This is a genomic window from Paraburkholderia terricola (genome assembly GCF_900142195.1).
GTDB lineage: Bacteria > Pseudomonadota > Gammaproteobacteria > Burkholderiales > Burkholderiaceae > Paraburkholderia > Paraburkholderia terricola.
The window spans coordinates 73,326-94,272 of record NZ_FRAB01000002.1 but is presented as its reverse complement, the minus strand read 5'-3'; the positions used below and the strand labels follow the sequence as shown (position 1 = coordinate 94,272).

Here is a 20,947-nt window from a genome sequence, read left to right as displayed (position 1 = left end):
CCGCGAACGGGCGTCCTCGCAGCACGCTCCGTCCGCGCGTCTGGTCTGACTCGGGCGAATCGCAGCGGTGCGCTGCAAGCACCGCTCGTCCGCCACCATGCTTTGTCGGAGGCTTTCGTTGGCAACCGCAGAACTCGCAGGCAAACACCTCGTCCTCGGCATGACGGGCGGGATCGCCTGCTACAAGATCGCCGAACTCACACGCTTGCTCACCAAGGCCGGCGCGACCGTGCAGGTCGTCATGACCGAAGCGGCCACGCAGTTCATCACCGCCGTCACCATGCAGGCGCTGTCCGGCCGCCCCGTCTACACCAGCCAGTGGGACGGGCGCGTGCCGAACAATATGGCGCACATCGATCTGTCGCGTGAAGCGGATGCGATCGTGATCGCGCCCGCCTCCACCGACTTCCTCGCGAAACTCGCGCACGGCATGGCCGACGATCTGCTGTCGACGCTGTGCGTCGCGCGCGATTGTCCGCTGCTGGTCGTGCCGGCAATGAACCGGCAGATGTGGCAGAACCCGGCCACGCAGCGCAACGTCGCGCAACTGCGCGCGGACGGCGTTGAAGTGCTCGGCCCGGATTCGGGTCCGCAAGCATGCGGCGAAATCGGCGACGGGCGCATGCTGGAAGCGTCCGCCACCTATGAAGCAATCGCCTCGTTCTTCGCGCCGAAGATTCTCTCCGGCCGGCGTGTCCTGCTGACCGCGGGTCCGACGTTCGAGCCGCTCGACCCGGTGCGCGGCATCACCAATCGATCGAGCGGCAAGATGGGCTTCGCCTTGGCGCGCGCCGCGCAGCAGGCCGGCGCCGATGTGCATCTGGTGGCCGGTCCCGTCGCGCTGGAAACGCCGTGGGGTGTGGTCCGCGAGGACGTGCAAACCGCCCAGCAGATGCACGCCGCGGTCATGCGCGCGGTCGCCGACGCCGATATCTTCATCGGCGTGGCGGCGGTGGCCGACTGGCGCGTCGATCACGCCAGCGAGCACAAGATCAAGAAAGCCGCCGATCGCGCCATGCCGACGTTCGCGTTCGTCGAAAACCCGGACATCCTGGCCTCCGTCGCGAAGCTCCCGCATCCGCCGTTCGCGGTCGGTTTCGCCGCGGAAAGCGGCGACCTGGAAATACACGGCGAAGAAAAGCGCGTCCGCAAAAACGTGCCGCTTCTGATCGGCAATCTTGGCCCTCAGACCTTCGGCCTCGACGATAACGAAGTGATCCTGTTCGAAGCAGGCGGCGCCACGAAGCTGCCGCGCGCCGACAAGCAGACGCTCGCGCGCGCGTTGATCGCCGAGATTGCCAGGCGTCTGCCCGACACGAGTCTGATTCGCTGAACGCCACTTACAGCGATGCCCGCTGAAGCGCCGGGTTCAAGCGAAAACGAATCACCTGGAGCCGTACTGCCATGACGCGACTTTCCGTGCTGGATCAAACGCCCGTGATCGACGGGCACACGGTGGCGGACGCGATCGCCGCCACCGTCGAACTGGCGCAGCTCGCCGACGATCTCGGCTACACACGCTACTGGTGCGCCGAACACCACGGCTTGCGCGGCGTGTCGAACCCTTGCCCCGAAGTGATGCTGGCGCATCTCGGCAGCGTCACGAAACGCATTCGTCTGGGTTCGGGCGGCGTCATGCTGCCGTACTACAGCCCGTTCAAGGTCGCCGAGCAATTCATGATGCTCGAGGCGCTGTTTCCGAACCGGATCGATCTCGGCGTGGGACGCGCGCCGGGCGGCGATATGCGCACGGCGCAAGCGGTCGCAGCGGGCGCCTATAATCGCGGCGATATTTTTCCGCAGCAGGTGGCCGACCTGCTGGGGCTGTGCATGGCACCTTGCCCGACGATCACCTTGCGCACGGTGCGCTGCTGCAACCGCAAGTCGATACGCGTCCGCAATTGTGGATGCTAGGCTCCAGCGAATTCGGCGGACTGCTGGCGGCGCAACTCGGCATCCGCTTTGCGTTCGCGCATTTCATCAATGCACATTTCGGGCACCAGGTGGCGCAGGCGTATCGCGAGCGATTCAAAGCCAGTCAGGAAACCCAGCAGCCGTACCTCGCCGCCGCCGTGTTCGTGATCTGCGCAGACACCGAACAGGAAGCCGCCGATCTGGAGAAAGCCGTCGACTTGCGTCGCGTGCAAATGGCCTATGGCCTGAACGAACCCATTCCGACGATCGCACAAGGCGTGGCGCAGGAATATGGCGAGCGCGAGCGGCTGGTGATCGACCGCGAGAAGCCGCGCAGCATCATCGGCACGCCGGAAAAAGTGACCGCGCGCATGCGCGACTTGCAGGCCGAATTCCAGGCCGACGAATTGATCGTGCTCACCGTCGCGGGCAGTTATCGCGCGCGGCTGCGCTCCTATGAACTCCTCGCCGACGCGTTCCAACCCGGAAGCGAGACTCCCACTTCTTAACCCCGAACCTGCATGAAACTCGACCTGAAGATTCTCGATGCGCGCATGCGCGACCAACTCCCGGCCTACGCGACCACCGGCAGCGCGGGCCTCGACCTGCGCGCCTGCCTCGACGAACCGCTGACGCTGAAGCCCGGCGAAACCGCACTCGTGCCGACGGGTCTCGCGATTCACGTCGGCGATCCGGGTTATGCAGCAATGATTCTCCCGCGCTCGGGATTGGGACATAAGCACGGCATCGTGCTGGGCAATCTGGTCGGCCTGATCGATTCAGATTACCAGGGGCAGTTGATGATCTCGACCTGGAACCGCGGCGAAACCACGTTCGTGCTGAATCCGATGGAGCGTCTCGCGCAACTCGTGATCGTGCCGGTCGTGCAAGCGAAGTTCAATATCGTCGACGATTTCGAAACCAGCGAGCGCGGCGCGGGCGGGTTCGGCAGCACCGGCAAGCATTGATCCGGCGGCGAGGCAGTTTGGTCGCCGAGGCAGAAAGAAAAACGGCGCGGGTTTGAGCCCGCGCCGTTTTTTGGGTCACTACTAATCTGACTGAACGTTACTCGACTTCGACCGCTTCCGGATTCGGATTGCGCGGCGCCGGATGCTCGTCGAAGGTCAACTGCACCTTGTCTTCCGCATCCACGTCCACCGAAACGCGGCCGCCGTTCATCAGCTTGCCGAACAGCAGCTCGTCGGCGAGCGCGCGACGAATCGTGTCCTGAATCAGACGCTGCATTGGCCGTGCGCCCATCAACGGATCGAAACCGTGCTTGGCGAGATGCTTGCGCAACGCGTCGGTGAAGAGCGCATCGACCTTCTTCTCATGCAACTGATCTTCCAGTTGCATCAGGAATTTGTCGACCACGCGCATGATGATTTCCTCATCGAGCGAGCGGAAGCTGATCGTCGCGTCCAGACGGTTACGGAACTCCGGCGTGAACATGCGCTTGATGTCGACCATTTCGTCGCCGGTTTCCCGGCGATTCGTGAAGCCGATCACCGACTTGCCCATTGCCTCGGCGCCCGCATTCGTCGTCATGATGATGATGACGTTGCGGAAATCCGCCTTGCGGCCGTTGTTGTCCGTCAGCGTGCCGTGGTCCATCACCTGCAGCAGCACGTTGTAGATGTCCGGGTGCGCCTTCTCGATTTCGTCGAGCAGCAACACGCAATGCGGTTTCTTCGTGACGGCTTCGGTCAGCAAGCCGCCCTGGTCGAATCCGACATAGCCCGGCGGCGCGCCGATCAACCGGCTGACCGCATGACGTTCCATGTATTCGGACATATCGAAGCGGATCAGTTCGATTCCCAGCGTGAACGCCAGTTGCTTCGCCACTTCGGTCTTGCCGACGCCCGTGGGACCGGAGAACAGGAACGCGCCGATCGGCTTGTCGAGCTTGCCGAGACCCGCGCGCGCCATCTTGATCGCGGCCGACAACGCGTCGATAGCGGGGTCTTGCCCGAACACCACGCTCTTCAGGTCACGGTCGAGCGTTTGCAGCTTGCTGCGATCGTCTTGCGACACGCTTTGCGGCGGGACGCGAGCGATCTTCGAGATGATTTCCTCGATCTCGTTCTTGCCGATGGTCTTCTTCTGCTTCGACTTCGGCAGGATGCGTTGCGCTGCGCCCGCTTCGTCGATCACGTCGATCGCCTTGTCCGGCAGATGCCGATCCGTGATGAAGCGCGCCGACAACTCAGCCGCCGCCGACAGCGCACCCGACGAGTACTTCACGCCGTGATGCTCCTCGAAACGCGACTTCAGCCCGCGCAGGATCGCCACCGTCTGCTCGACGGTCGGCTCGGTCACGTCGACCTTCTGGAACCGGCGCGACAATGCCGCGTCTTTTTCGAAAATGCCGCGATACTCGGTGAAGGTCGTCGCGCCGATGCACTTGAGCGTGCCCGACGAGAGCGCCGGCTTCAGCAGATTCGAAGCGTCCAGCGTTCCGCCGGAAGCCGCGCCCGCGCCGATCAGCGTGTGAATTTCGTCGATGAACAGAATCGCGTGCGGACGTTCCTTCAATTCCTTGAGAACCGTCTTGAGACGCTGTTCGAAGTCGCCGCGATACTTGGTGCCGGCGAGCAACGCGCCCATGTCGAGCGAATACACCTGCGCGTCCGCCAGAATGTCCGGCACTTCGCCGCGCGTGATGCGCCAGGCAAGGCCCTCGGCGATCGCCGTCTTGCCGACGCCCGCCTCACCGACCAGCAGCGGATTGTTCTTGCGGCGCCGGCACAGCACCTGCACCACGCGCTCGACCTCCGACTCGCGCCCGATCAGCGGATCGATGCGGCCGTCTTTCGCCATCTGGTTCAGGTTCTGCGTGAACTGGGCGAGCGGCGTTTCCTTCTGCGCGGCGGCGTCGTCGGACTCGGCATTCGCGTCGCTCGCTTTCGCGGCGTCGGTGCTGCTGGTCTTGGCGATACCGTGCGAGATGAAATTCACCACGTCCAGCCGCGTCACGCCCTGCTGTTGCAGGTAGTACACCGCATGCGAATCCTTCTCGCCGAAGATCGCGACCAGCACGTTCGCGCCGGTCACTTCCTTCTTGCCGTTCGAGGTGGATTGCACATGCATGATCGCGCGCTGGATCACACGCTGGAAACCCAGCGTGGGTTGCGTGTCCACGTCGTCCGTGCCGGGCACGGTAGGCGTGTTGTCATGAATGAAGTTGCGCAGGTTCTGGCGCAGATCCTCGATATTGGCCGCGCATGCACGCAACACCTCCGCCGCTGTCGGATTGTCCAACAGTGCCAGCAAAAGGTGTTCGACCGTTATGAACTCGTGCCGCGCCTGGCGTGCTTCCATGAACGCCATGTGCAGGCTGACTTCCAGTTCCTGGGCAATCATGCTTCCTCCATCACACACTGCAGCGGATGCCCGGCCTGCCGTGCGTGGGTAACGACTTGCTCGACTTTGGTCGACGCGATGTCCCGCGTATAGACCCCACAAACTCCCCTGCCCTCGCGATGCACCTTCAACATAACCTGTGTTGCGGTTTCACGATCTTTATTGAAATATTCCTGCACGATCATCACGACAAATTCCATTGGCGTGAAGTCGTCGTTCAGCAGCACCACCTTGTACATGGACGGCGGCTTGAGCTTTTTCTCCTGCCGCTCCAGTACGGTGCTGTCCTGCTTGTCCGGGATAATCGCCATACACCCATTCTAAACAACTAGGACAGGCCCGCAATCCTGTCAAAACCCGGCCACGTGCGGCCGGTGAGCCCGTTCGCTACCGCATGATGGGAAATCGCCCTTCACGCGTGCGTCATTCGACGAGCCGATTGCGGAGCCGGCCCCTATCCAGTGATGCGTCGCGGCTGTGTTGCGCCGCAGTCGGATCGAGTATCGCACAACCTGCCGTGACCGGCTGGGACTCGCCCAAGCCGGCTGGCGCCGGGCGACCGCTGAACAGCAGGTGAGTCGATTATGCGACTTTTCAAGACCGCCCGCTTGCGCCAGCGCACACAACGGAAGCGGGAAAAACCCTGGAAAGTGCCGTGTTTGCAACGCGGCAACGGCGTCTCAAAATTTTCTTGACACTCGAATAAAGAGCCCCAACAATCAAGCTGGCACTTTTTTCACTGAGCCATAATTTCGAAAAAATGCCGATGGTGAGCTTGTGAGGAGGGAGCGGCTGCATCGCGCGGTCGTCGAGCTTTTCGAGGGCTCGTGGTAGTGACATGAGTTACAGGGGAAGTTGGAATGGCAACTGGTACGGTCAAATGGTTCAATGACGCAAAAGGTTTCGGATTCATCACGCCTGACGAGGGTGGTGAGGATCTGTTTGCACACTTCTCGGCCATCCAGATGAATGGGTTCAAAACCCTCAAGGAAGGTCAAAAGGTGACCTTCGAGGTCGTGCAAGGCCCGAAAGGCAAACAGGCATCGAACATCCAGGCACCTGCCTGAAACTGCTCGATCCCGTCCTTTGAAACCCGGCTTCGTGCCGGGTTTCTTTTTTGGGCGCCGCGATGCCCGTCGTGCTGGCGGCACGAGACGTCCCAAATAACGGGTGACTGGTCGCTTTCCCGGCACCGGCGCATAAAAAACCCGGCCGCCTCGCGACGCCGGGTTAATCGATGCAAGCCGGATCAGCCCGGCGAGCGGCTTACATGTTTTCGATCAGCACCTGTCCGAACCCGGAACACGACACCTGGGTCGCACCTTCCATCAGACGCGCGAAGTCATACGTCACCCGCTTTTGCAGGATCGATTTTTCCATCGACTTGATGATCAGGTCCGCCGCCTCGGTCCAGCCGAGGTGCCGCAGCATCATTTCCGCCGAAAGAATTTCCGAGCCGGGGTTCACGTAATCCTTGCCCGCATACTTCGGCGCGGTGCCGTGCGTGGCTTCGAACATCGCGACCGAATCCGACATGTTCGCGCCCGGTGCGATGCCGATACCGCCGACTTGCGCGGCGAGCGCGTCCGAAACGTAATCGCCGTTCAGGTTCAGCGTGGCGATCACATCGTATTCAGCCGGACGCAGCAGGATCTGCTGCAGGAACGCGTCGGCGATCACGTCCTTCACCACGACGTCGCCACCCGTCCTGGGATTCTTGATCTTCATCCACGGACCACCGTCGATCAGTTCCGCCGCGAATTCCTTTTGCGCCAGCGCATAACCGTAGTCACGGAACGCGCCTTCCGTGAACTTCATGATGTTGCCCTTGTGCACCAGCGTGACCGAGCGGCGATCGTTGTCCAGCGCATACTGGATCGCCTTGCGCACCAGACGCTCCGTGCCTTCGCGCGACACCGGCTTGATGCCGATCCCCGAGGTTTCCGGGAAGCGGATCTTCTTCACGCCCATTTCCTCGCGCAGGAACTTGATGACCTTTTTGGCCTGCTCGGATTCAGCCGGCCATTCGATGCCGGCATAGATGTCTTCCGAGTTCTCGCGGAAGATCACCATGTTGGTTTTCTCGGGCTCACGCACCGGCGAAGGCACGCCCTTGAAATACTGCACCGGACGCAAGCACACATACAGGTCCAGTTCCTGGCGCAGCGCGACGTTCAGCGAACGGATGCCGCCACCCACCGGCGTGGTGAGCGGACCCTTGATCGATACCACATATTCCTTGAGCACCTGCAAGGTCTCTTCGGGCAGCCACACGTCCGGGCCGTACACCTTGGTCGACTTCTCGCCGGCGTAGATTTCCATCCAGTGGATTTTCTTCTTGCCCGCGTACGCTTTTTCCACCGCGGCATCCACGACCTTGAGCATCACCGGCGTGATATCGACGCCCGTGCCGTCGCCTTCGATAAACGGAATGATCGGCTGGTCGGAAACGTTGAGCGAGAAATCGGCGTTGACGGTGATCTTGTCACCGCCGGTCGGAACCTTGATGTGCTGATACGGCATGATCGGACTCCAGTGAAGGCTGTGCTGAAAGCTGATGGGAGACTGCGAAAATGGGCGCTCCTCGCTACGCGCAATGCCGGACGCCCGCAAGCGGCCTGGCCGCTATTCTAGCCCACGCGGGTGCCGCAACGAGGCCGCGACGGCTCGGGGTTTTCCAACATGGCGGCAAGGCCGGCCGGCGAGAACGCCGCGCTCATCTCTTACATAAGACCACGAACTTGCCGTCAGCGCTTATGCATTATGATCCCGCCATTCGCGACTGAAGCGGCGGCGCACGAGGCCTGAACGATGGCTCGCGCCGCGGCCCGCGCAACTCGCCCTTCTTCGATTCCCCATGCGTCTTCTTGCTCTGAACAAACCGTTCGGCACCATCTGTCAGTTCTCGCCGCATGAAACGCGCGCGTCGCTGGCCGACTGGGTCAAGGTGCCGGGCGTCTATCCGGCGGGACGGCTGGATTCCGACAGCGAAGGACTGCTGCTTCTCACCGACGACGGCGCGCTTCAAGCGCGCATCGCCGAGCCGCGTCACAAGCTCGTCAAGCGTTACTGGGCGCAAGTTGAAGGCGCGGTCGACGCGGCCACGTTGAAGAAGCTGGCGCGCGGCGTCGATCTCGGCGATTACGTCACCCGGCCCTGCCGCGCGGAGTACGTGGAACCGGGCGACTCGCTCTGGACGCGCACGCCGCCGATCCGCTTTCGCGCGGCAATCCCGACGACGTGGCTCGAACTCTCGATCACCGAAGGCAAGAACCGCCAGGTGCGACGCATGACCGCGGCGGTCGGCTTTCCGACCTTGCGTCTCGTGCGCGTCGGCGTCGGCGCGCTCGACATTTTTTCGCTGGGACTTCAACCGGGCGAAAGCGTCGAATTGCCGCCGAAGGCGCCGTGGGACGGCGTCGTTTGAACGCCTCGCCCTGCGCGACAAACCCGCACGGTTGCGCATCAACGCCCGCGCTCGATGGCGGCAAGAAAAGCCAGGCCGTTGTAAAAGCCAAGCCGTTGTATCGGTAGCCAAAAGCACGCGTGAAACCATGATGAAAAACGCGTGAAACAATCGCATGCGCCGCCATGCGGCAGCAGGCCTTCGCATCGATACATCCGCTAATAAACTTTCCACGAAATTCGCGTCAACCGGTGCGCGAGCTCACGCGTTATTCGACGCAGATGCCGCCCGAAGCTATCCGGCATTCAGCCCTAAGGGCCTTTGTGCAAGCCGCTCTCGCGGTGAAGCGCAGGGAGTCTGAGCGCTAGGCAGACGCGTCGGAAAATTTGTTCGATGCGCATGTCAACCGAAAGGTGGATGGCACGTTTACCGACATGACTCTCATATAACCGGGTCATTGGGTTAATCAACTAAAGCTGAGGATTTCAAAATGAACAAACTGATCGCCGCTCTGGTCGCTGGCCTCTTCGCAACGGCAGCATTCGCACAAGCTTCGGCACCGGCAGCTCCGGCAGCCGCTTCGGCAGCTCCGGCAGCAGCAGCTTCGTCGGCAAAGAAGACCACGAAGCACGCTCACAAGAAGTCGCACAAGAAGGCAGCATCGGCTGCTGCTGCAGCTTCGGCCGCTTCGGAGTAAGTTTGTTGTAAAAACGCAGTCAAGAACTAGCTTCATTGCCGTTCTTACGGCGTTGAAAGGCAGATCGCCGCAAGGCTTTCTGCCTTTTTGTTTTTGACGCGCTCGCGTAACATTCGCGGGTTAATTTCCAGCAAGGAGTCATGCCGTGCGATTTTTCATGCGCTCGTTGGTTGCGCGTTTCGCCGTTGCCGTCGCATTGCCGCTCGCCGCGATAACGCTTGCGGCCACCGCCGCCCCCGCTCACGCGCAGCCGATACCGGCCGGCGCGAAGCAGCCCGGCGACTTCCCGCGCGCGAAGCTGACCGCGGGCATGTTCGTGATCGACGCCGCCGTCGCCGCCAACGATGCGGACCGCGAGCAAGGCCTGATGTACCGCACGAGCCTCGCGCCGAACGAAGGCATGCTGTTCGTCTTCAACGAGAACGCCGTGCATTGCTTCTGGATGAAGAACACGCTGATCCCGCTGTCGATCGCGTTCATCCGCGCCGACGGCACGGTCACCGATATCGACGAGATGCAGGCCGAGACCACCAACAATCACTGCCCGAAGAACAACGGCGTGTATGCATTGGAAATGAGCAAGGGCTGGTTCACGTCGAAAGGCATCAAACCGGGGATGAAAATCCAGGGCTTGCCGGCCGCGCAATAGTTTCAGGCGGCCACGGCGGCCAACGCCGCCGCGTCGCCCGCCGCTTTTCCGGAAAAGCCGGCGCCTTCACCAGGCGCCGGCTTTTTCATTGGCGTGGCCAGGTGCGCCGGCGGCGCCGCACCGCTATCCAATGGGCCGAAGCCCCGCCGGCAGGCGTTCCCACCCGGCTGGCAAGATTCCTGCAAAAGACGGGCCGACGCGCTATCCTAGTATTCTTAGCAAAAGCAGCACTCAAGCTCTCCGGGCAGCACAGGCTGCCGCCCGGCCAGCGTTTCAGGCGCGCCATTCCAAGGAGGTTCACGTGCCCCGCAAGACTCCCATCGAGCGCTACCGGAATATCGGCATCAGCGCTCACATCGATGCCGGCAAAACCACCACTACTGAACGCATCCTGTTCTACACCGGCGTGACCCACAAGATCGGCGAGGTTCACGACGGTGCGGCGACGATGGACTGGATGGAGCAGGAGCAGGAGCGCGGCATCACCATCACGTCGGCGGCCACCACCGCTTTCTGGAAAGGCATGGCCGGCAACTACCCCGAGCACCGCATCAACATCATCGACACGCCGGGTCACGTCGACTTCACGATCGAGGTGGAACGCTCGATGCGCGTGCTCGACGGCGCCTGCATGGTGTACGACTCGGTCGGCGGCGTGCAGCCGCAGTCCGAAACGGTGTGGCGCCAGGCAAACAAGTACAAGGTGCCGCGCATTGCGTTCGTCAACAAGATGGACCGCGTCGGCGCGGACTTTTTCCGCGTGCAGCGGCAGATCGGCGATCGTCTGAAGGGCGTGGCGGTGCCGATCCAGATTCCGGTCGGTGCGGAAGATCATTTCCAGGGCGTGGTCGATCTCGTGAAGATGAAGGCGATTTACTGGGACGAAGAGAACCAGGGGATCAAATTCGAGTATCGGGACATTCCGCCGGAACTCGCGGCCACCGCGAAGGAATGGCACGACAAGATGGTCGAGGCCGCGGCGGAAGCCAGCGAAGAGCTGCTCGACAAGTACCTGCATGGCGGTACGCTGAGCGAAGAGGAAATCAAGCACGGCATTCGCGTGCGCACCATCTCCAACGAGATCGTGCCGATGCTGTGCGGCAGCGCGTTCAAGAACAAGGGCGTGCAGGCGATGCTCGACGCGGTGATCGATTATCTGCCGTCGCCGGTCGACGTGCCCGCGATCTCCGGCCACGACGAGCACGACAACGAAATCGAGCGTCATCCGAAAGACGACGATCCGTTCTCCGCGCTCGCGTTCAAGATCATGACCGACCCGTTCGTCGGGCAACTGATTTTCTTCCGCGTCTACTCGGGCGTGGTGAATTCGGGCGACACCGTCTACAACGCGGTCAAGGAAAAGAAGGAGCGCCTCGGCCGGATCCTGCAGATGCATGCGAACGAGCGCAAGGAAATCAAGGAAGTCTACGCGGGCGACATCGCCGCGGCGGTCGGCCTGAAGGAAGCGACCACCGGCGACACGCTGTGCGACCCGGCGCACGTGATCATTCTCGAACGCATGATCTTCCCCGAGCCGGTGATTTCGCAGGCCGTCGAGCCGAAGACCAAGGTCGACCAGGAAAAGATGGGCATCGCGCTGAACCGTCTCGCGCAGGAAGACCCGTCGTTCCGCGTGCAGACGGACGAGGAATCCGGCCAGACCATCATCTCCGGCATGGGCGAGCTGCACCTGGAAATCCTGGTCGACCGGATGAAGCGCGAATTCGGCGTCGAGGCCACCGTCGGCAAGCCGCAGGTGGCTTACCGCGAAACGGTGCGCAACAAGGTCGAGGACGTCGAGGGCAAGTTCGTCAAGCAGTCGGGCGGCCGCGGCCAGTACGGCCATGCGGTCCTCACGCTGGAGCCGGCGCCGCAAGGCAAGGGCTACGAATTCGTCGACGCGATCAAGGGCGGCGTGATTCCGCGCGAATACATTCCGGCGGTCGACAAGGGCATTCAGGAAACGCTGAAGGCCGGCGTGCTGGCGGGCTATCCGGTGGTCGACGTGAAGGTCACGCTGACCTTCGGCTCGTACCACGACGTGGACTCGAACGAAAACGCGTTCCGCATGGCCGGCTCGATGGCGTTCAAGGAAGCGATGCGCAAGGCCAGGCCGGTGCTGCTCGAACCGATGATGGCCGTCGAGGTGGAAACGCCCGAAGACTTCATGGGCAACGTAATGGGCGATCTGTCGAGCCGCCGCGGCATGGTGCAAGGCATGGAAGACATCGCCGGCGGCGGCGGCAAGCTGGTGCGCGCGGAAGTGCCGCTCGCGGAGATGTTCGGCTACTCGACCTCGCTGCGCTCGGCCACGCAAGGCCGCGCCACGTACACGATGGAGTTCAAGCACTACGCTGAAACGCCGAACAACGTGGCCGAGGCCGTGATCAACGCGAAGCACAAGTAAGCACCGCCACGCCATATCGCCATATCGCCATGCAAGCAAACACGAAAGCCCGTTCCCTGTGGACGGGCTTTTTTTATGCCACGACGCCGCTCGAACCGCCCGGCCACACGCAACGTTTTTGACCGTGCAAGAATGCCGGACGGCGTCGCGTCCCCACAGGACATTCGCCAATCAGGAGACACGCCATGAGCCACGACCACGAACATCCGCACTACAACGACGAACAACCCGCGCCGCCCGTCGACTGGCGCGAGCATGGCGTGAAGGTGATCAAAGGCGATCAGCTCGACAGCAACACCGCGCAAACGCCCGGCATGAATCGCGCGGCCGCGATCAACGCGGCGCGAGTCGGCGCGCAAAAAATCTGGGCCGGCATGGTCACGATCCATCCGAACGCGAAGACCGGCGCGCATCATCACGGCGCGCTCGAAAGCGTGATCTACGTGCTGCGCGGCCAGGCCCGCATGCGCTGGGGCGAGCATCTCGAATTCACCGCCGAGGCCGGCCCCGGCGACTTCATCTTCGTGCCGCCCTATGTACCGCATCAGGAAATCAACGCCAGCACCGACGAGCCGCTCGAATGCGTGCTGGTGCGCAGCGACAACGAAGCGGTAGTGGTGAATCTGAACATCGACGCCGTCGAGGCGCCGGAAACGGTCTACTGGGTCGATCCGATTCACAAGCATCCGCACGATCACTAATCCTTCTTCATGCCTTGTTCACGCGACTCATGACGCCGACCGCTTCGCTGCGCCCTCGCCTCCTCACGCTGTACGCCGTGCTGATCGCCGCCAACCTCGGCGCGTGGGCATGGGCGCTGATCGCGTTGCGCGACTATCCGCTGCTGCTCGGCACCGCGATGCTCGCCTACGGCTTCGGCCTGCGCCACGCGGTGGACGCGGACCACATCGCGGCGATCGACGCCGTCACGCGCAAGCTGATGCAGGCAGGCAAGCGGCCGCTCGGCGTCGGCCTCGCGTTTTCGCTAGGTCATTCGACGATCGTGATCGTGGCGACGCTCGGCATTGCGTGGACCGCGCATTCGCTGCACGGACACCTGGAAAGTTTCAAGGCGGTGGGCGGGACGATCGGCACCCTCGTGTCGTCGGTGTTTCTGCTGGTGCTGGCTTGCGTGAACCTCGTGATTCTGCGCGACGTATGGCGCCGCTATCGGCACGTCCAATCCGGCGGCGAACCGCTCGCTCAAACAACCCAGACGATCGCCCCCGCCGGCTTGCTGTCGCGCGCATTGCGCCCGCTGTTCCGGCTCGTCACGAAAAGCTGGCACATGTACCCCGTCGGCGTGCTGTTCGGCCTCGGCTTCGACACCGCGACGGAGATCGGGCTGCTCGCGATTGCCGCGTCCGAAGCGGGCAAGGGTCTGCCGCTCTATTCGATTCTCGTGTTCCCGGCGCTCTTCACGGCGGGCATGACGCTGGTCGATTCCACCGACAACGTGCTGATGGTCCATGCCTACGGCTGGGCGCTCGACGACCCCAAACGCAAGCTCTACTACAACGCGAGCATCACGTTCGTCTCGGCCGTGGTGGCGATCGCGATCGGCGGCGTGGAAGCGCTCGGCCTGCTGTCGGACAAGCTCGGCTTGAACGGCGGCGCATGGGACGCGGTGGCGAGCGTGAACGCGCGCTTCGGCGTGCTCGGCTACGGCATCGTCGCCAGCTTCATGGCGTGCTGGATCGGCTCCGTGCTGTTTCACCGCTGGCGGCGTCCGAACGCCGTGGCGCGGTAAATCCAACTCGTCGCGCGTGGCGTGACCGGTAAGGATGTCGTCGTGATGTCGGCGGTTCATCCGTTAGCGCATCGGCCGCCATCGCCATTCGCCGGCCAGGAACTTCGCAAGCCTTGCTCGATGGCTTCGCGGAACGTTGCGATGACGATACACACCCGCCCCTTTATCCGCCAATCGGGAACCCGGCGCCACTCCGGGCGCTCCGAATCCGCGGTCAATCGCTTACACTGAAGCCGCTTTTGCGTCATCGCCCTGTCGCGCGTGTTCGGCGCGGCGCTTCAGAACCGGCAACAGAACGGACTGGATACTCCCTCGATGAAGACTCCCGCGGACCGCTTTCCCGATCTCGACCTAGCCCGCCACTCCGCCGACACCTACGGCAACCACGCCATCGACGAATGCCTCGCCGGCCGTATCACGCGCCGCGAACTGCTGCGCTATGCAAGCGTGATCGGTTTGTCGCTGGCGGGCGGCGGTGTACTGAATGCGCCGCATGCGCGCGCCCAAGGCACATCGGGCACACCGGGCACACCGGGCCCCTCCAACCAGACGATCCGCGTCGCTCACCTGACGCCTGCGGGCGCCGTCGATCCGCTCACCGTGACGGACGCCGCGAGCCTCGCGCTGCTGAACCAGACCGGCGAATTCCTGATCGACGACGACGGCGAAAAGCGCGTGCTGAGACCGGCGCTCGCGCTCTCGTGGAAACCGAACGACAAGGGCGACGTGTGGACCTTCAAGCTGCGCCCGAACGTGAAATTCCACGACGGCCAGCCGTTCACCGCGAAAGACGTCGCCGCCACCTTCGACCGTCTCGCCGACCCGGCCAGCGGATCGGCGGCGCTATCGGTGCTCAAGGGCGTGTTGTCGAAAGGCGGCGCCAAGGTAGTCGACGACCACACGATCGCGTTTCATCTGGACGCGCCGAACGGCAACTTCCCCTACTACGTATCCTCGGACAATTACAACGCCGTGATTCTGCCCGCGAGCTACGCGGGCGGTTATGAAAAGAGCTTCATCGGCACGGGCCCGTTCAAGTTCGAAAAGTATCAGCCGAAGGTCGGCGCGTCGTTCGTGCGCAACCCCGACTACTGGGGCGAAAAAGCGTTACCGCAGCGCGTGCAGTTCTCGTTCTACGCCGACCAGCAGGCGCAGTTGCTCGCCTTGCAAGGTCATCAGGCGGACGTGATGGGCACCTTCACCGTGCAGGGCGGCGCGGCGATCCTGAACAATCCGGACTTCAAGACCATGGGCGTGAAGTCGAGCGCGCATCGGCAGATTCATATGCGCACCGACAGTCCGCTGTTCAAGGACAAACGCGTGCGCCAGGCGCTGGCCTTGTCGCTCGATCGCGATCTGCTGGTGCGTGGCCTCTTCAAGGGCCGCGCGCAACTCGGCAACGACAGTCCGTTCGCGCCGGTGTTTCCGTCATCGGATGCGGGGGTCGCGCAACGCCGGATCGACGTCGCGAAGGCCAGGCAACTGCTCGCGCAAGCGGGCGTGCCGAACGGCTTCGACGTCACGCTCACCACCGAAAAATACATGGAGATTCCCGATCTCGCGGTCGTCGTGCAGAACGCGGCGAAGGCGATCGGCGTGCGCATCAATCTGAAGGTCGAGAGCCAGTCGCTGTATTACGGCGCGGGCACGCCGGGCAAATCGGATTGGCTGGACTCGCCGCTCGGCATTACCGACTACGGCCATCGCGGCGTGCCGAACGTCTTCCTGAACGCGCCGCTCACCAGCAACGGCACGTGGAACGCCGCGCACTTCAAGAATCCGCAATACGATCAACTGGTCGCGCAATTCGTCGCGGCGATCGATCTCGGCTCGCAGAAGAAAATCGCCGGACAGATTCAGACGCTGTTGCTCGACGAAACGCCCGTGATCATTCCGTTCTTCTACGATCAACTGATCGCGATGCGCAAGGGCGTGAACGGCGTGCGCTTCACCGCGATCGCGCAACTGTATTTCGACCGCGCGGTGCTGAGCGCGTGATGTCGAACGCAGATGCGCTTTGACGCGGAAGCGCTCGAACGCATGAGCGCACGGTGCTTCCCCGGCTGGAGATCACGATGTCGACCACGGTGACCCCTTCCGCCTCCCCCGGCTCGAACGGCAACGCGGGCCGCGTCGCGCGCTTTCTGGCGACGCGCGTCGGCTTGTCGTTGATCACGCTGTGGCTGCTCTCGGTGATCGTGTTCGCGGGCGGCCAGTTGCTGCCCGGCGACATCGGCCGCGCGGTGCTGGGCCCGCTTGCCGACGCGCGCGCGGTCGCCGCGCTCAATCATCAACTCGGCGCCGACCGTCCGCTGATGACGCAATACATCGAGTGGATCTCGCATTTCGTGCGCGGCGACATGGGGCTCTCGTATGCGTACCGTGAGCCGGTCGGGCCGTTCATCGCCGACGCGCTCGCGCATTCGGCCAAGCTCGGCCTGCTCGCGTTCATCGTCGTCGTGCCGCTCGGCATCGCGGGCGGCGTGTGGTCGGCGATGCACGCGGGGCGCTGGCTCGACCGCACGATCAGCATCGTGGGATTGTCGGCGACGGTGGTGCCGGAATTCGTCTCGTCGATCGTGCTGATCCTGGTGTTCGGCGTGTGGCTGCGCTGGCTGCCGATCGAGGCGTCGTATCCGCCCGACGCCGGCGCGCTCGAACAGTTGCGCTATCTGATCCTGCCGGTGTTGCCGCTGGTGCTGGTGTTCTTCGGCTACATTGCGCGCATGGCGCGCGCGGGCACCGTCGAGGCGCTCGACGCCGACTACACGCGCACCGCGATCCTCAAGGGCCTGCCGCGCCGCATCGTGATCTGGCGGCACGTGTTGCGCAATGCGCTGCTGCCGACCATCACCGTGGCGGCCACCCAGCTCGGCTACATGATCGGCGGCCTGGTTGTCGTAGAGACGCTGTTCCACTATCAAGGCATCGGCTCGCTGATCTACAACGCCGCCAAGGCGAAGGACTTTCCGATGCTCGAAGCGGGCGTGCTGACCATCGGCGTGGTCTACACCGTCGCCAACCTCGTCGCCGACGCGTTGCACGTGCTGCTCAATCCGCGGCTGCGAGTAAGGAGCGCCGAATGAGCACCATCGTTCCGCCGGCCGCGCCGCGTGCCGTCGCCGAGCCGCGCTTCGATCAGTTGCGCGTGCTGCTGCGCTCGCCGACCTTCGTGATCGGCGTATTGATCGTCGGCTGGTGGATCGTCTGCGCGATCGCCGGGCCGTGGCTCGTGCGGATCGATCCGTATGCATCCGATCCGCTCAACTCGCTGATGCCGCCCGATCGCACGCACTGGTTCGGCACCGATCAACTGGGCCGCGACGTGTTCTCGCGCGTGATCGTCGGCGCGCGCGACATCCTGACCATCGCGCCGCTCGCCACCTTGCTCGGCACGCTGGCGGGCACCGCGCTCGGCTTGATCGTCGGCTACTTCGACGGCTGGGTCGACAACGTGGTCGGCCGCGCGATCGACGCCGTGCTCGCGCTGCCGCTCGTGATCGTCGCGCTGCTCGCGCTCGCCGCCGTCGGCGCGTCGAACTTCACCGTGATTCTCGTGATCGGCGTCACCTTCACGCCGATCACCGCGCGCACCGTGCGCGCCGCCGTATTCGCCGAACGGCATCTCGACTACGTCGCCGCCGCGCAACTGCGCGGCGAACGCGCGCCGTACATCATGTTCGCCGAGATCCTGCCGAACGTGCTGCCGCCGATCATCGTCGAGGCGACCGTGCGGCTCGGCTATGCGATCTTCGCGGTCGCCACGCTGTCGTTCCTCGGCTTCGGCATTCAGCCGCCTTCAGCCGATTGGGGACTGGCGCTCTCCGAGTCGTACACGCTGATGGCGGGCGGCGCGTGGTGGACCGTGGTGTTCGCGGCCGGCGCAATCGCCAGTCTGGTGGTCGGCGTGAACCTGATCGCCGACAGCGTGCAAGGAGTGCTCGACCGATGAACGGCCCGCCGCCCGCCTCGTTCCCCGCCTTCGACGTGTCGAAGAGCGACCGCACGGATGCGCTGACCGTCGTCGGCCTGACGGTCACGTACCGGATTCGCGGACGCGATCGCGAAGTGCTGCAAGACGTCTCGTTTCGCGTGCGTCGCGGCGAGGCGTATGGTCTCGTCGGCGAATCGGGTTGCGGCAAATCGACGGTCGCAATGGCGGCGCTGCGCTATCTGCCGCGCAACGGCAAGGTGAAGGCGGGCAAGATCGTGATCGCCGGCAAGGACGTGCACAAGCTCGACGCCGACGCGTTGCGCACGATGCGCGCGAACGCGATTTCGATGGTCTACCAGGACCCGGGGCGCGCGCTGAATCCATCGCTGACGATCGCGCGCCAGGTGACCGAAGCGTTCGAGGCCGCCGGCGTCTCGCGCGAGCAAGCCGTGGAGCGCACGCTCGACATGCTGAAGCGCGTGCGCATCGCCGCGCCCGAGCGCGTGATGGACAGCTATGCGCATCAGTTGTCGGGCGGCATGCAGCAGCGCGTGGTGATCGCGATGGCGCTCGCCTCGAACCCCGCGCTGCTGATTCTCGACGAGCCGACCACCGGCCTCGACGCCACCGTCGAAGCCGAAGTGCTCGACCTCGTGGCGCAGTTGCGCGAGGAACTCGGCACGGCCGTGCTCTTCATCAGCCATAACCTCGCGGTGATCGGGCGGATGTGCGAGCGCGTCGGCGTGCTGTACGCGGGCAAGCTGGTGGAGGAAGGCGCGACGCAGGATGTGTTCGCGCGGCCGCGCCATCCCTATACGGTCGGGTTGCTGCGCTGCTTGCCGACCACCGGGCGCAGCAAGGACACCGAGCGGCTCGATACGATCGCGGGCAGTCTGCCCTCGCCGGGTTCGGTCACGCAAGGCTGCATTTACGCGGATCGCTGCCGCCTCGCCGACGACCGTTGCCGCCGCGAAGCGCCGCCGCCCTATCGGGTGAGCGCCGCGCACGGCGATCAGATGTCGCGCTGCCATTACCACGAACGCGCGATCGAGTTGCCGCGCGCGAGCGCCGAGGCATTGGCGGAGCACGGCAACGCCGCGACAGCGACAAACGGCGGCCGCGCGAACATCGTGCTGCGCGCGGAAAAACTGTCGAAGACGTTCCACGTATCCGGCGCGCCGCTGCGCGCGGTGGACAATGTCTCGATCGACCTGGCGAGCGGCGAGACGCTCGGCCTCGTCGGCGAATCGGGCAGCGGCAAGACGACGCTCGCGAAACTGCTGCTCGGCCTGCTCGCACCGGACGCCGGCGGCGTGCTCGAACTCGACGGCGCGCCGCTCGCCGCGCGCGTGACGCGACGCAACGACGAGCAGGTCAAGTCGTTGCAGATCGTGTTTCAGAATCCCGACTCGGCGCTCAATCGCGCGCATTCGGTAAAGCGGCTGATCGGCCGCGCGTTGTCGCGCCTCACCGCGCTGCGCGGCCCCGCGATCGACGAACGGCTCGCCACGTTGACGGCGGCCGTGCGCCTGCCCGAACGCTACCTCGGCTCACGCACGCGGCAACTGTCCGGCGGGCTCAAGCAGCGCGTGGCGATCGCGCGCGCGTTTGCCGGCGAGCCGCGCGTGGTGGTATGCGACGAGCCGACTTCCGCGCTCGACGTCTCCGTGCAGGCGGCCATTCTCAACCTGCTCGCCGATCTGCAACGCGAGCGCGGCGTGAGCTATGTGTTCATCTCGCACGATCTGCACGTGGTGCGCTATCTGTCGGACCGCATCGCGGTGCTGTACCTCGGCAGGCTGCTGGAAATCGGGCCGGCCGCCGCCGTGTTCGACGGGCCGCAGCATCCTTATACGGAAGCGTTGCTGTCGTCCGTGCCGACGCTCGACGCTCGCGCAAGCCGCGCGCGCATCCGCCTGTCCGGCGATCTGCCGAGCGCGGCGTCGCCGCCGTCCGGCTGCGTATTCCATACGCGCTGTCCGCGCAAGCTCGGCGCGATCTGCGAGCAGCAAGACCCGCCGTTTCTCGAGGCGGGGTCCGGCTCAGGCGACGCGGGTCGACGGGCCACGCATCGCATCCGCTGCCATATCCCCGTCGATGAATTGCGCGTCCTGCACGCCGCCTCAAGACGCGACGACGCAGGCAAGGTCGGCGGCGACGGCTCGGGAAACCCATCGGAAAGCGCCGCGCGCAACGAATAGCGCCTACGTCTGACCGGAACCAAACCGGCGCGATAGCCTCATATCAGATTCAACGTTCGATATGAGGGCACCACAACATGCAACGAAACGTCCCCCGCCTTGCCGCGCGCGCGGCCACCGGCCTCGTGATGGCCGGCGCTCTCGGCCTCGCATCGCTCGCTCATGCGCAAACCGCGGCGCAACCTCCGGCACCCGCACCCGCGCAAACCCCGGCGCAAGCCGCGCAGCCGCTGCCACAAACGCTGTCGCAAGCGGCACCGCCGGTCGATCCCAGCTTTTCCGCCTACTCGCTCGTGCAAACCTGCAAGAAGAAAAACGACAACGTCGCGCAGGGCCAATGCGTCGGCGCGATCCGCGGCATCATCCACGGCTATCAGTACGGCGTGCTGTTCCTCGGTCAGCGCGTGTCGCTGCCGGCCAATGAAACGCAGCGTGTGTCGCTCTGTTTGCGCAACGCGCAGGTGTCGTCGATCGTCGAGGAATTCGTCGCGGACGCCGCCCAGGTCAACGAAGACTCGCTCAAGCACACGCCCGCCGAAGTCGCCGTGCTGGGTTCCGTGCACATGCATCACAGTTGCAATTGATAACGCGCGCGCGGCGAGCCGCTCAACGTTGCGCCGCGCTCA

17 protein-coding genes and 1 pseudogene are annotated in these 20,947 nt (G+C 64.0%); 15 read left to right on the top strand and 3 right to left on the bottom strand.

The features are described 5' to 3' along the window. Positions 1-118 precede the first annotated feature (118 nt). The 3 genes and pseudogenes from coaBC (at position 119) to dut (ending at position 2,882) form a co-directional block, all read left to right on the top strand. On the top strand, positions 119-1,333 hold the full coding sequence (coaBC, locus tag BUE39_RS02230) for a bifunctional phosphopantothenoylcysteine decarboxylase/phosphopantothenate--cysteine ligase CoaBC (protein WP_073427029.1): 1,215 nt from the start codon (positions 119-121) through the stop codon (positions 1,331-1,333). 71 nt (positions 1,334-1,404) lie between these two features. Beyond that, positions 1,405-2,423, top strand: a pseudogene (locus BUE39_RS02225) (LLM class flavin-dependent oxidoreductase). A 12-nt stretch (positions 2,424-2,435) separates the two neighbouring features. Then, positions 2,436-2,882 carry a dUTP diphosphatase gene (gene dut / locus BUE39_RS02220; RefSeq protein WP_073427028.1) on the top strand — a complete coding sequence of 149 codons (447 nt, stop codon included), beginning with the start codon at positions 2,436-2,438 and terminating at the stop codon, positions 2,880-2,882. Between the two features lie 97 nt (positions 2,883-2,979). On the opposite strand, the gene clpA is transcribed toward dut, so the two are convergent. Further along, the gene (clpA, locus tag BUE39_RS02215; protein WP_073427027.1) at positions 2,980-5,277 is read right to left on the bottom strand and encodes an ATP-dependent Clp protease ATP-binding subunit ClpA; all 2,298 of its coding nucleotides are present in this window, start codon (positions 5,275-5,277) and stop codon (positions 2,980-2,982) included. Further along, positions 5,274-5,588, bottom strand: a complete 315-nt coding sequence (gene clpS, locus BUE39_RS02210; protein ID WP_028197902.1) for an ATP-dependent Clp protease adapter ClpS — start codon at positions 5,586-5,588, stop codon at positions 5,274-5,276. Before clpS ends, clpA begins: the two co-directional genes overlap by 4 nt. A gap of 549 nt (positions 5,589-6,137) precedes the next feature. Between clpS and BUE39_RS02205 the strand changes: the two genes are divergently transcribed. Then, on the top strand, positions 6,138-6,344 hold the full coding sequence (locus BUE39_RS02205) for a cold-shock protein (protein WP_007180614.1): 207 nt from the start codon (positions 6,138-6,140) through the stop codon (positions 6,342-6,344). A 199-nt stretch (positions 6,345-6,543) separates the two neighbouring features. Here BUE39_RS02205 and icd read toward each other — a convergent pair whose 3' ends face one another. After that, positions 6,544-7,800, bottom strand: a complete 1,257-nt coding sequence (gene icd / locus BUE39_RS02200; protein ID WP_073427026.1) for an NADP-dependent isocitrate dehydrogenase — start codon at positions 7,798-7,800, stop codon at positions 6,544-6,546. Positions 7,801-8,134: 334 nt separating this feature from the next. On the opposite strand from icd, the gene BUE39_RS02195 reads away from it, so the two are divergent. The 11 genes from BUE39_RS02195 to BUE39_RS02145 all read left to right on the top strand — a co-directional run bounded on the left by BUE39_RS02195 (position 8,135) and on the right by BUE39_RS02145 (position 20,905). Next, entirely contained in the window at positions 8,135-8,704 is a 570-nt protein-coding gene (locus tag BUE39_RS02195) for a pseudouridine synthase (RefSeq protein ID WP_073427025.1), read from the top strand. A 469-nt stretch (positions 8,705-9,173) separates the two neighbouring features. Then, positions 9,174-9,380: a hypothetical protein gene (locus BUE39_RS02190; RefSeq protein WP_073427024.1), complete on the top strand. Its 207-nt coding sequence runs from the start codon at positions 9,174-9,176 to the stop codon at positions 9,378-9,380. A 145-nt stretch (positions 9,381-9,525) separates the two neighbouring features. Continuing rightward, the gene (locus BUE39_RS02185; RefSeq protein ID WP_073427023.1) at positions 9,526-10,029 is read left to right on the top strand and encodes a DUF192 domain-containing protein; all 504 of its coding nucleotides are present in this window, start codon (positions 9,526-9,528) and stop codon (positions 10,027-10,029) included. Between the two features lie 301 nt (positions 10,030-10,330). Continuing rightward, positions 10,331-12,436 (top strand): elongation factor G, encoded by a 2,106-nt coding sequence (gene fusA, locus BUE39_RS02180; RefSeq protein ID WP_073427022.1) that lies wholly within the window; start codon positions 10,331-10,333, stop codon positions 12,434-12,436. 185 nt (positions 12,437-12,621) lie between these two features. Next, entirely contained in the window at positions 12,622-13,137 is a 516-nt protein-coding gene (locus BUE39_RS02175) for a cupin domain-containing protein (RefSeq protein WP_073427021.1), read from the top strand. A gap of 29 nt (positions 13,138-13,166) precedes the next feature. Continuing rightward, the gene (locus BUE39_RS02170; protein WP_073427020.1) at positions 13,167-14,186 is read left to right on the top strand and encodes a HoxN/HupN/NixA family nickel/cobalt transporter; all 1,020 of its coding nucleotides are present in this window, start codon (positions 13,167-13,169) and stop codon (positions 14,184-14,186) included. Between the two features lie 315 nt (positions 14,187-14,501). Continuing rightward, a complete protein-coding gene (locus BUE39_RS02165; protein ID WP_073427224.1) occupies positions 14,502-16,184 on the top strand; it encodes an ABC transporter substrate-binding protein in 1,683 nt (560 codons plus the stop codon). A 77-nt stretch (positions 16,185-16,261) separates the two neighbouring features. Further along, positions 16,262-17,272, top strand: coding sequence for an ABC transporter permease (locus tag BUE39_RS02160; protein WP_073427019.1), 1,011 nt, complete (start codon positions 16,262-16,264; stop codon positions 17,270-17,272). Continuing rightward, positions 17,269-18,138, top strand: coding sequence for an ABC transporter permease (locus BUE39_RS02155; RefSeq protein WP_073427018.1), 870 nt, complete (start codon positions 17,269-17,271; stop codon positions 18,136-18,138). Before BUE39_RS02160 ends, BUE39_RS02155 begins: the two co-directional genes overlap by 4 nt. Continuing rightward, entirely contained in the window at positions 18,135-20,321 is a 2,187-nt protein-coding gene (locus tag BUE39_RS02150; protein WP_073427017.1) for an ABC transporter ATP-binding protein, read from the top strand. The genes BUE39_RS02155 and BUE39_RS02150 overlap by 4 nt, the downstream gene beginning before the upstream one ends. A 77-nt stretch (positions 20,322-20,398) precedes the next feature. Then, on the top strand, positions 20,399-20,905 hold the full coding sequence (locus tag BUE39_RS02145; RefSeq protein WP_073427016.1) for a Rap1a/Tai family immunity protein: 507 nt from the start codon (positions 20,399-20,401) through the stop codon (positions 20,903-20,905). Positions 20,906-20,947 lie beyond the last annotated feature (42 nt).

What these genes read in the sequence shown, in the direction of transcription:
- BUE39_RS02165 (WP_073427224.1), top strand. Translation starts at nt 14,502, where the DNA reads ATGAAGACTCCCGCGGACCGCTTTCCCGATCTCGACCTAGCCCGCCAC.
- BUE39_RS02150 (WP_073427017.1), top strand. Translation starts at nt 18,135, where the DNA reads ATGAACGGCCCGCCGCCCGCCTCGTTCCCCGCCTTCGACGTGTCGAAG.
- dut (WP_073427028.1), top strand. Translation starts at nt 2,436, where the DNA reads ATGAAACTCGACCTGAAGATTCTCGATGCGCGCATGCGCGACCAACTC.
- BUE39_RS02205 (WP_007180614.1), top strand. Translation starts at nt 6,138, where the DNA reads ATGGCAACTGGTACGGTCAAATGGTTCAATGACGCAAAAGGTTTCGGA.
- icd (WP_073427026.1), bottom strand. Translation starts at nt 7,800, where the DNA reads ATGCCGTATCAGCACATCAAGGTTCCGACCGGCGGTGACAAGATCACC.
- BUE39_RS02175 (WP_073427021.1), top strand. Translation starts at nt 12,622, where the DNA reads ATGAGCCACGACCACGAACATCCGCACTACAACGACGAACAACCCGCG.
- clpS (WP_028197902.1), bottom strand. Translation starts at nt 5,588, where the DNA reads ATGGCGATTATCCCGGACAAGCAGGACAGCACCGTACTGGAGCGGCAG.
- BUE39_RS02190 (WP_073427024.1), top strand. Translation starts at nt 9,174, where the DNA reads ATGAACAAACTGATCGCCGCTCTGGTCGCTGGCCTCTTCGCAACGGCA.
- BUE39_RS02145 (WP_073427016.1), top strand. Translation starts at nt 20,399, where the DNA reads ATGCAACGAAACGTCCCCCGCCTTGCCGCGCGCGCGGCCACCGGCCTC.
- clpA (WP_073427027.1), bottom strand. Translation starts at nt 5,277, where the DNA reads ATGATTGCCCAGGAACTGGAAGTCAGCCTGCACATGGCGTTCATGGAA.
- BUE39_RS02195 (WP_073427025.1), top strand. Translation starts at nt 8,135, where the DNA reads ATGCGTCTTCTTGCTCTGAACAAACCGTTCGGCACCATCTGTCAGTTC.
- BUE39_RS02155 (WP_073427018.1), top strand. Translation starts at nt 17,269, where the DNA reads ATGAGCACCATCGTTCCGCCGGCCGCGCCGCGTGCCGTCGCCGAGCCG.
- BUE39_RS02160 (WP_073427019.1), top strand. Translation starts at nt 16,262, where the DNA reads ATGTCGACCACGGTGACCCCTTCCGCCTCCCCCGGCTCGAACGGCAAC.
- BUE39_RS02170 (WP_073427020.1), top strand. Translation starts at nt 13,167, where the DNA reads ATGACGCCGACCGCTTCGCTGCGCCCTCGCCTCCTCACGCTGTACGCC.